General features: G+C 36.1%; 6 protein-coding genes. 2 read left to right on the top strand and 4 right to left on the bottom strand.

Features of this window, described 5'->3' with window-relative positions; all coding sequences use genetic code 11:
- Positions 1-43: 43 nt before the first annotated feature.
- Positions 44-691, top strand: a complete 648-nt coding sequence (gene pdxH / locus E5D58_RS06230; RefSeq protein ID WP_136480970.1) for a pyridoxamine 5'-phosphate oxidase — start codon at positions 44-46, stop codon at positions 689-691.
- Positions 692-856: 165 nt separating this feature from the next.
- Positions 857-1354, top strand: coding sequence for a CAP domain-containing protein (locus tag E5D58_RS06235; protein ID WP_136480971.1), 498 nt, complete (start codon positions 857-859; stop codon positions 1352-1354).
- Between the two features lie 259 nt (positions 1355-1613).
- Here the strand turns inward: E5D58_RS06235 and E5D58_RS06240 are convergent, their stop codons facing one another.
- The 4 genes from E5D58_RS06240 to E5D58_RS06255 form a co-directional block, all read right to left on the bottom strand.
- A complete protein-coding gene (locus E5D58_RS06240; RefSeq protein WP_136480972.1) occupies positions 1614-3527 on the bottom strand; it encodes an OmpA family protein in 1914 nt (637 codons plus the stop codon).
- 80 nt (positions 3528-3607) lie between these two features.
- A complete protein-coding gene (locus E5D58_RS06245) occupies positions 3608-5527 on the bottom strand; it encodes an OmpA family protein (protein WP_136480973.1) in 1920 nt (639 codons plus the stop codon).
- 13 nt (positions 5528-5540) lie between these two features.
- On the bottom strand, positions 5541-6467 hold the full coding sequence (locus tag E5D58_RS06250) for a PorP/SprF family type IX secretion system membrane protein (protein WP_136480974.1): 927 nt from the start codon (positions 6465-6467) through the stop codon (positions 5541-5543).
- Positions 6468-6478: 11 nt separating this feature from the next.
- Positions 6479-9495: gliding motility-associated C-terminal domain-containing protein (locus E5D58_RS06255; protein ID WP_205660301.1), on the bottom strand; the 3017-nt coding region annotated here is incomplete at its 5' end.

A 9495-nucleotide genomic window follows, 5' to 3' on the forward strand; every position in this document is an offset into this window, starting at 1 on the left:
AATAATGTTTAGGAAAACTTAAAATTTTGTTATTTTGTATGCTATGGAAAAGGATTTAAGCAATTACAGAAAATCATATGAAAAAGGGGAGCTTCTTTTAAACGAAGTGCCAGAAAACCCACTAGAGTTATTTCAGAAATGGTTTTACGAGGTGGATAAACACTTTAATAAGGATGAAACTAATGCCATGACTCTTGCTACAATTGGTTTGGATGGATTCCCTAAAAGTAGGGTAGTGCTGCTTAAAAAATACACTTATGAAGGATTTATTTTTTACACTAATTACCAAAGCGAAAAGGGCCGTGCCATAGCTGCAAACCCTAATGTTTGTTTATCTTTTTTTTGGCATGGTGCGGAGCGACAAATTATTATTAAAGGTAAGGCGGAAAAAATTGCTGCCAATATGAGCGATGGCTATTTCGAGTCTAGACCCAGAGGTAGTCAACTAGGAGCGATTGTGTCTAATCAAAGTCAAATAATTAAGGATAGGTCGTTACTCGAAGAAAAACTAAAAGAGCTCGAGAATAAGTATGAAGGTAAAGAAATAGATAGACCTGATTTTTGGGGTGGCTATATAGTCAAGCCAGCTGAAATGGAATTCTGGCAAGGTAGACCAAACAGATTGCACGACAGGGTTCGCTATAAACTTCAAGATGATTTTATTTGGAGAATTGATCGACTATCTCCTTAAAAAATCGTTTAAACGCATCATTTGTTAGTGTTGTAACGTATTTTATCGGTTAAAAACATTTTAAATCGATAAAAAGTGTGTTTTTAATCGATTTTAACATTTCATTAACATTCGCTTCAGGTTAGGCTGCTAATTTTACAGAACCAAATCTAAATTTACTTAACCATGAAGTTATTCTCTAAGGTGTCCGCCCTGGCACTTTTGGCAGTAATGACGCTGTCATCGTGTACCACAGATAGTTTTGACGACAATGTGGAAACTCTCGAAATGAGCCTTGTTGAAACACAAGCAAAAGCTATTGAACTTGAAATCCTGAACCTTATTAATGACCACAGAAGGTCCTTAGGACTAAAAGCTTTAGAAGATATGAGCATAGTTAAATCTGTAGCTTATAGTCATACCGATTATATGGTAGACAATGATGTAGTTTCTCATGATAATTTCTATACACGCAGTAGTTTTTTAAAGTCCAATGTTGGAGCTAAAAAAGTTTCAGAGAATGTGGCCTATGGTTTTGGTACAGCCCAAGGGGTTGTAAACGCATGGATTAAGAGCGAAAACCATAAGGCTAATCTAGAGGGAGATTATACGAACTTCGATATTTCTGCCGAGAAAAATGACAATGGAAGATGGTATTTTACAAACATTTTTATAAAAAAATAATGAAGACCAAAAAGCATTAAAACCTATAACCTCTTTAATTTACTGATTAATAGATATTTAATTAGTTAGGTTATGCTTAATAACAATAGTTATTAAATTTAGCTTTAGGTATAAAGCCCTTTCGTTTGGAGAGGGTTTTTTTTGATATGGACTTTTTATAGACCACCAACAAACTAAAAAACCACCAGCACTTTCTGCTGGTGGTTTTAGCTTAAAATATATATTCTTTTCTTTCAGTAAAGCAAACTAATATAATTGGTTAATTTATAACAATAAACTCTGTTCGCCTGTTTAACTGGTGCTCTTCTTCAGAACAGGAAACCGATCCATCACAATTATTAACTAAATTTTCCTCTCCAAAGCCTTTGCGACTCAGAATACGTTCAGGTTCAACACCTTTTGAAACTAAATAGTTGTAAGTAGCTGTTGCTCTTTCTTGCGATAGTAATAAATTGTATTCAGCAGGTCCTCTTGAATCAGAATAAGACTCAATTTTTATATGCATTTCGGGGTGGCTACTCATAAGGTTTAAAATAGAATCTAATTTATTGATACTTTCAGGTCTAAGCACCGCACTATCAAAGTTAAAGAAAATGTGACTTAATTCGGGCAAAGGATTTCTAATCTTTAGTTGAGCAAGGTTCATTGGGAAATCTGCCGTAATACTAGATATACTTCTTTCAATTTCTTTAGAGCTAATCACTTTATGGTCGTCAATATAACGATCTTTTTTTACGTGCATCTTGTAGTTAGTATCTCTATCAATATCCAATTGATAAGAGCCGTTTTTGCTTGATGTTACCCGAGTAATTTCTTTTCCATCGACGTCAAACAGGGTGATTACTGCATCTGGAATGGGGGTGTTTGTAGCGTTATCATATACAGTTCCTTTTATTTTTAATTGAGGAACTCTATCGTAGGCATAAATATCGTCACTACCTTTTCCACCATCTCGATTAGATGCGAAATATCCAGAAAGTCCATCCTTGCTCATAAAAAAGGAAAAGTCGTCCTTACTTGAATTAACTGGTGTACCAAGATTTATAACATTAATTATTTCATTGTTTTTATTAGAAATAGCAGTAAAAATATCAAGCAAACCTAAGCCGGGATGCCCATCGGAAGAAAAGAACAAAGCCCCTTCATTGTTTATAAAAGGAAATCTTTCGTTCTTTTTAGTATTTATCGTATTACCCAGATTTTGTGGTTTTCCAAAAGTGTTGTTATCGTTAATGGTTACAGAATATATATCGGAACCTCCCATACCACCTGGCATATCTGAGGCAAAATATAGTTTTGTCTCATCTTCATTTAAGGCAGGGTGTCCTGTTGAGTAATCATCGCTATTAAATGGTAACTCCTCAATATTTCTCCATTTATTATTGATAAAAGAAGCTTTATATATTTTGAGTATTGAAATACCTTCATGATTACTCCCAAGAGTATTTTTAATAAACGATGTGCGAGAAAAGTACATAGTACTTCCGTCTTTTGTTATTGTAACCGGGCCGTCATGAAAAACAGTGTTGATTTCACCCTTTATTTTAGACTTATGATTAATACTATCTGTACTACTCTGTGCTACATAAACGTCTAAAAAGGGTTCATTATTCCAACCATATTTATGTTTGATAGTAACTCCTTCATCTCTTGCTGATGCAAAATAGATGCTTCCGTTATGTTCAAAAGCACCGAAATCACTAAATTTGGAATTAAAGCTTATATCTTTTAAAAAATATTGCTGCTTTGAGTTGAAAATAGCATCTATAAAATCTGAATCTCTATTAGTATTAAATTGATCTATTTGTCCACCAGCTTCTTTAAAACGCTTCATCCAAACACGAGATTCTTTATAATTTTTGGTGCCTCTTAATGCTTGTGCATAACTGTAATAATATGTTATGGGAATGTCTTTCTGTTCTTCAATAACTTTTTTATAATATACTACAGAACTATCAGGGTTTCTCATATAAGCATAGCTATCTGCTAGTTGCCTTATGGCAAAGTCTGTATTATAGCCCTGATCAATTAGGTCATGGTAAACAGCCGCAGCATCAGCAAAAGCATATTGGTTGAATAAATTATTGGCTTTTTTTTGTATTACACTTTGTGAGTAGGTTAGAGCACCTACAAGCAAAGCTGTACCAGTTATTATGCAGTTTTTTAATTTCATGGGGACTTTGTTTAATTAAAAAATCTTTACCTATCTTAGTTAGTTTGAGATTTAATACCCAAACTTTATTTAATGTATGTCTATTCCATTTTCACAACGATAAATTGTGTACGTCTATTTAGTTGATGGTCTGCTTCTTCACAATCAGAGCCATCTTCACATCCGTTAGTTAATCTTCTTTCACCAAATCCTTGATGTTCCGTGATTCGGGCAGGATCGATACCTTTTGAAATCAAATATTCATAAGTAGAATTAGCTCTATCTATTGAAAGCTTATCGTTGTAAGATAACTTACCTCTTGAATCTGTGTGAGACTCTATTCGTATAACCATTTCGGGGTAATCATTTAACATTAAGCTCACAATTTTATCTAATTCTTCTGCGGCATCTTTGCGAATGTTATGCTTGTCAAAGTCAAAATAGATGGTATTTAACTCCGCTAGCTTAATAACATTTGGTACTGGATTTAACAGTAGATTGGCATTAATTGTAATTAACTCTGTCTGGATATTTTTGGAGGTAAATGTTCTGTAATCATCTATATATTTGTCTTGACTAGCTACAATTTTGTAGTCCTTATTTCTGTCAATATTTATTTGATAGTATCCATTTTCATCAGTTTCCATATAAGCTATTTGATTACCTTGATCATCAAATAATGTAATCTTAGCGTTCGCTACAGGATTAGTATTTATGGCATCTGTTACAACCCCTTCTACATGAAGTACCGGTTCTCTATGAAAAGCATAAATATCATCGCTACCACGTCCTCCTTTTCTGTTTGAAGCAAAGTATCCAGTAATACCATTTGGATTCATGGTAAAGGCAAAATCATCTTTATTTGAATTTACAGGCACGCCTAAGTTAATCACGTCAACAATTTCATCGTCACTTTCTCCTTTTATGGTCGCAAAAATATCAAGTAGTCCTAAACCAGTGTGGCCATCGGATGAGAAGAAAAGCACCCCTTCGTTATTTATAAAAGGGAAACCCTCTGCACTTTCTGTGTTTATAGTATTACCAATATTATGCATATTAGTAAGCGAACCGTCAGGTTCAATATCAACAACCCAAATGTCTGAACCTCCAAAACCTCCAGGTCTATCTGAGGCAAAATAAAGTTTGGTATCATCCACGTTTAAAGAAGCATGCTGGGTAGAAAAGTCATCACCATTTATTGGTAAATCTTCAATATTAGTCCACTCACCATCAACCAATGTGGCTCTATAAATTTTCATATTGGTTAAACCCTTACTGTCTTTCGCTTCGAAACCTTCCGTAAAGTTATTCCTGGAAAAATACATAGTTTGACCATCTTTGGTTATCGTAGCTGGCCCATCGTGATAAATAGAGTTAACATCTCCTGAGACTTTAGCAGAATGATCAACATTTTTTTTGGTGCCAGCTTCTGCCATGTATAAATCTAAAAAGGGTTGTTCATTCCAGCCATATACGCGCTTTATACCAACGCCTTCATCTCTTGCCGATGCAAAGTAAACATAGCCGTTATGCTCAAAAGCTCCAAAATCGCTATACTTTGAGTTAAACCTAACTTTATCTAAAAAATATTGTTGCTTAGCTCCAAAAACACTGGTAATAAAATTGACGTCTTTTGAAAAATCATTGGCATTTACTACGCCACCAGAATCTTTGTATCGCTGCAGCCAAACTTGAGATTCTTTATATTTTTTCATCCCGCGGAGAGATTGTGCATACTTATAGTAATACTCAACAGGAACGTTTTCCTGCTTTACAACACTTTTGTAATATCTCGATGCGTTTTTAGGATCTCTTAAAAAAGCATAACAATCTGCTAATTTCCTTGTAGCATAGTCCTTATTGTAATTTTTTTGAATTAAATCTTTGTAAACTTCGGCAGCCTTTACAAATGAAAATTTGTTAAAAAGGGTGTCAGCACGATTCTGCTTTCCTTGTTGAGCAAATGCCGAAAAACTAAGTACCAATAATAGGGTAAATAATATGTAATTTTTATTCTTCATGGAAAATGCTGTATTAGAAATATCTTGGAGATTTTAATTTAGAGTTTAAGAACTTAAATTCATACATCAATAAGATTTCATGTGTACCGGTGGTATAACTTGCTATATCTGAAATTGGCTTTTCGTAAGCATAACCAATTCGTAATTGCCTAGATATTTGAAAGTCTACAATTCCACCAATTGCGCCTGTTTCTTCATTTATTCTATAGGAACCTCCAAACCAAAACTTCTCATTAAACAAGAAATTAGCTGTTAAATCGTAAGATAAAGGTGCACCATTTGTCGCTTTAATTAAAAAGGCTGGTTTGAATTTAAAACTATTGCTTAAATCAACTACCACACCACCGGTAAAATAATAACTCACTCGTTCGAGTGCTTCAAAGCCTTCTTCTTGGTTTAAGTCTGTATTCAGTATTCTTGGAGCCGATAGCCCTAAGTATAATCTATTTGTACTCCAATAAACTCCGGCTCCTATATTTGGAGACCATCTATCTTGTGTACCATAAATTAATGGATCATTTATATTTGCGCCATCGAATCTAAAATCTGAATCAAAACTGAACTGAGTAAACCCTCCTTTAACCCCGAAAGCTAATTTGCCATCTTGCCCTGTTGGAATAGAGTACGAGAAATCCCCATATAAGTATGTGAAATTTTGGGGCCCCAAGTCATCTTGGATAAATGATATTCCTAAACCAACTCTATCATTTCTTAATGGTGAGTGGGCAGATAGTGTTTGGGTGATTGGACCACCTTTAAAACCAACCCACTGGCTTCTGTGTAATCCAACAATGCTTAATGCTTCTCTGCTACCAGCATAAGCTGGGTTAATTGAGATTGTGTTGTACATGTACTGTGTAAATTGTGGTAATTGCTGGGCAATTCCAACCGTACAGCTTAACAACGCAATAGCGATTATATGATGTTTTAAAAGTTTCATAGGTTAAGGTTTTATTTGGTTCCTAAGTATACTGGGCCAGTCAAAGGACTCAAACCACTGTTCTTTAAATTGATTATAAAATAGTATGTACCATTTGGTAATTTCCCGGCGGTTCCTATGGACGAATTCGGGGCAGATCCATCCCAATCACCTTTAGCGCCAGAGGTTTCTATACTACCTAAGGTGTAATTGTTAGACTCATATACTAAGGCTCCCCATCTATTAAAGACTTTAACCTCGGCAACGAATCCACATAAATCGATTCCTGCAATGTCAAAGGTGTCGTTATATCCATCACCATTTGGAGTAATAGCTTTTGAGATGACAATATCGTTTTCACCACATGGAAGCACGATACAGTCTGCATGAATATTCATAATGACTTCTGTTACACTAATGCAACCCATATCTGTTGTAGTATATCTGAACTTATAGTCAATACCGCCATCTCCAGGTAGGAAATCTTCACTAAGGCTTAATTCCGTCGGATCAAAAATACTTCCGTTTAATGGAGCATCAGGATTCCCTTCAACCATCTCCCAAGTCCCATCAGTATTTAGTGAATTTGGTAAATAATTATTAAGATTAACAACGCCTTCTTCAAAACATCTATCTTCTGCAATAACTTCAGAAAATATTTCATCCAATGTCACATTTATAGTTTGCGTATAAACGGCTTCATTATTACAGGCATCTTTAACCGTCCAAGTTCTGATAATTTGATAGTCTTGTAGTACATCAGGATCAAAGGAATTATCTTCATTATATTCCTCAATAACATTTGTAGAGCAGTTATCAGCGAAATCTAATTGTGGAATCTCTGGAATATCTGTACAACTGGCGTTTACCATAGAGTCAAAAGTACTGGTAGGTACAGGAGCTGCAGTGTCTTGGACCTTTATATTTTGTGTATGGGATGTAGTTAAACCACACTCGTCAGTAGCAACCCATTTACGAGCAATATTATAATTGGACGGACAATCACCCTGAGTGATGATATCTTCAACCGTCACTATGGCGTTTCCGCAATTATCAATGGCAGTCATATTTGCAGCGGTAGGCACAGCATCACATTCTACCGTTATATCCATTGGAAGCTCTTCTACAAATTCTGGAGGCGTTGTATCTTGTACGGTGATTAATTGCGTAAAGGTTGTGGCATTATTACAATCATCAACAGCTGTCCATGTTCTTGTTATAAAATAGCTGCTTACACACTCTCCATTCGTTCTAGAATCATTGATCGTAACTGTAGCGTTGCCACAACTGTCGGTTGCAGTAAGTGTTTCTGCAACAGGAATAGCATCGCATTCCACTGTAATATTGGCCTCTGGTAATGGCTCAACAAAACTAGGTGGTGTTGAATCTTGAACTGTAATAACTTGTATATGTGTTGTTGTTAACCCGCAATCATCAGTTGCCGTGTAAGTTCGTGTTATTACATAATTAAAATCGCAATTACCATCTGTTCTAACATCTTCAACTGTAACGATCGCTATTCCACAATTATCTGATGCTGTAAGTGTTTCTTGCTCAGGAACATTCCCGCATTCTACAGTCATATTGCCAGGTAAGGTTGTTTGATCGAAAGTAGGAGCAGTCGTGTCAGAAGTTGAAATAGTTTGGTCTGCGCTTACTGAATTTCCACAAGCATCTGTTGCAGTCCATGTACGAATAATTGTAAATGTTCCAGAACATTGACCATCAGTACGAACATCATTAAACGTTACTTGAGGGTTAGTATCGCAGTTATCCGTTGCAGTTGCAACTCCAAACTCAATGGGAGTTAAGTCATCACTACATTCAGCGGTGGCGTTTGATGGCAATGTAAGCTCCGGAGGAGTTGTATCCTTTATAGTATAAGTATAAGCCCAAGAATCAGAGTTTCCAGCACAGTCTGTATAGGTATAGCTGTAAGTTCTAGTCCTCTCACAGGTTAAAGGATCTGAAGTTTCTGTAATCACTGCAGCAGAAGGCGTTAAAGTATTTCCACAGGCATCAGTTACCGTAGGTAGTGTAAACGTTTCAGTAGCATCTGCAATACATTCTACTGTACTAGTACCATCGGTATCCGCAATAGTGAATGCAGGTGTGTCAATAGTATATGTGTAAGCCCAAGAATCAGAGTTTCCAGCACAGTCTGTATAGGTATAGGTGTAAGTTCTTGTGCCTTCACAAGTTAAAGGGTTTGGATTCTCAGTAATCACTGCAGCAGCAGGTGTTAAAGTATTTCCACAGGCATCAGTTACCGTAGGTAGTGTAAATGTTTCAGTCGCATCCGCAATACATTCTACCGCACTAGCACCATCGGCATCCGCAATAGTGAATGTTGGGGTATCAATGGTATAAGTATATGTCCAATCATCTGAATTACCTGCACAATCAGTATAGGTATATGTGTAAGCTCTAGTTCCTTCACAGGTTAACGGATTTGGTGTTTCAGTAATGGTAGGCGCAGAAGGCACTAAATTCGTCCCATTAGAGTCAGTTACTACAGGAGGTGTAGGAGCTACAGCATCCGCAATACAATTAACAGTACTAGTTTCGTCATCAGGCGTGGTAAAAGGAGCTAATTGTAAAGTATAGGTATAAGTCCAATCGGCATTGTTCCCAGCACAATCTTCATAATTGAAAGTGTATACAACGGTTCCTTGACAAGCAGGATTAGATGATACAGTTGGTCCAGTAGGCACAATAGTATTTCCACAATTGTCATTTACTGCAGGAGGCGTTGGTTCAATAGCATCTGCTAGATTATCAACAATTTGAGTACCAGCTACAGGTAAAGTAAATGGTAACAAATCAATAGTATATGTATAAGCCCAAGAATCAGAGTTTCCAGTACAGTCTGTATAGGTATAGGTGTAAGTTCTTGTACCTTCACAAGTTAAAGGGTTTGGATTCTCAGTAATCACTGCAGCAGAAGGCGTTAAAGTATTTCCACAGGCATCAGTTACCGTAGGTAGTGTAAACGTTTCAGTAGCATCTGCAATACATTCTACTGTACTAGTACCATCGGTATCCGCAA

It is taken from the genome of Cognatitamlana onchidii (assembly GCF_004804355.1).
In the GTDB taxonomy this organism is placed as follows: domain Bacteria; phylum Bacteroidota; class Bacteroidia; order Flavobacteriales; family Flavobacteriaceae; genus Cognatitamlana; species Cognatitamlana onchidii.

Excerpts from the sequence above, each read along its gene's own strand:
- pdxH (WP_136480970.1), top strand. The coding sequence starts at position 44 with ATGGAAAAGGATTTAAGCAATTACAGAAAATCATATGAAAAAGGGGAG.
- E5D58_RS06250 (WP_136480974.1), bottom strand. The coding sequence starts at position 6,467 with ATGAAACTTTTAAAACATCATATAATCGCTATTGCGTTGTTAAGCTGT.
- E5D58_RS06235 (WP_136480971.1), top strand. The coding sequence starts at position 857 with ATGAAGTTATTCTCTAAGGTGTCCGCCCTGGCACTTTTGGCAGTAATG.
- E5D58_RS06240 (WP_136480972.1), bottom strand. The coding sequence starts at position 3,527 with ATGAAATTAAAAAACTGCATAATAACTGGTACAGCTTTGCTTGTAGGT.
- E5D58_RS06245 (WP_136480973.1), bottom strand. The coding sequence starts at position 5,527 with ATGAAGAATAAAAATTACATATTATTTACCCTATTATTGGTACTTAGT.